The sequence below is a fragment of the Mesorhizobium sp. Cs1299R1N1 genome (genome assembly GCF_037179655.1).
GTDB lineage: Bacteria > Pseudomonadota > Alphaproteobacteria > Rhizobiales > Rhizobiaceae > Mesorhizobium > Mesorhizobium salmacidum.
On sequence record NZ_JAPYKR010000090.1, the window covers coordinates 1 to 1186 of the forward strand.

Sequence of the window (1186 nt, forward strand, 5' to 3'; positions counted from 1 at the left end):
CGGTCTCAATCAGCCGTCGGTGAAAGACCGACAGGATGCGGTCGGCAGCTCTTTTGAAGTCGAAACCTTCGTCGTCGAGCACCACGAGCGTGTCGAATGTCTCGGCTGTCTCAGCGCCACGAAGGTTCGGATGCTTTCCGAAAATGTCATGCGCAGCGTGTGAACTGCCCACATACGAGAGTAGCCGTCCGGCTGCCAACTCTTGGAGCACGCGACGTCGTGCGACACCTCCGGCCGACACAATCTGGTCCACCGCCGGAATCGGAAGTCCGGCACCGCGGAGACGTGCGAGTATGGTTTTATCCGACCCACTGCTAATATTCGTCACGATGTAGTATGGCTGACCAGATTTATTAAGACGGGCCAAGATTTCAGCAGCGCCTGGCAGGGCGTCATTTCCAATGATCAGGACTCCCGTCGCGTCGAAAAGTATCGCGTCATAGCAATCTGCCAGCGTCTGGGGAGGTGGTCTTTCGGGAGCGGCGGATATAGGACAAGCCGACTCCGTCCTTGGCTGAACTGTGCGCGCCTCAGAGGACGGAAAACAGCCGTGACGCAAGATGCTCGCTTCGGGTGGAGTGCCGCCCTGGCACGCCTCGCCATAAGACCAGGCCAGCCATTCGCATAATATCGAAAGATCTTCTGACTCGACAGTGGGCCCCGCCCATATCCGAAATCCCGGGGGCGCGTCACCGTAGCTCCAAATGTCAAAAGCCGCGCCCTCCGCTTCGAGCAGATGGCTCATCCGCCCGGCGATTTTGCCATCGTCCTCCGTCTCTCCGGCAGCTCCTCGCTCTGTTGGAAGCCGGAGGGTGATTGAACAGGCCGAGCGTGAAGCGGGATCGGTGCAAGTCCAATCAATCCAGGGAGTGGAGTCGACCCAATCCGCCATGACAGCGTAGTTATCGGCAACCCTGTTCAGAAGCGCGGGTAGTCCACCGCACGCTTCGGCCCAGTCGAGCGCAGAATGGATATCCTCGACGGCGAACATGCTGGGTGTCGAAATCGTGCGGCCGCCAAAGAATGCTTCGTTCAGAGACCCATCGGCATTGTGAAGTTTCATGAGCCTGGCTACGGGCTTAACCCTGCTGACTTTCAGCCGTGCCTGGGCCCGAGGCGAGAGCGCGATCATGCCATGGCCGCCTTCGCCGCCAAGGGCCTTCTGCCATGACCAGCACAGAACGTC

General features: G+C 59.4%; 1 pseudogene. It reads right to left on the reverse strand.

What is annotated here, in order from left to right:
• A pseudogene (locus tag O7A70_RS33825) lies at positions 1-1132 on the reverse strand (hypothetical protein); the annotation flags it as partial.
• Positions 1133-1186: the final 54 nt, after the last annotated feature.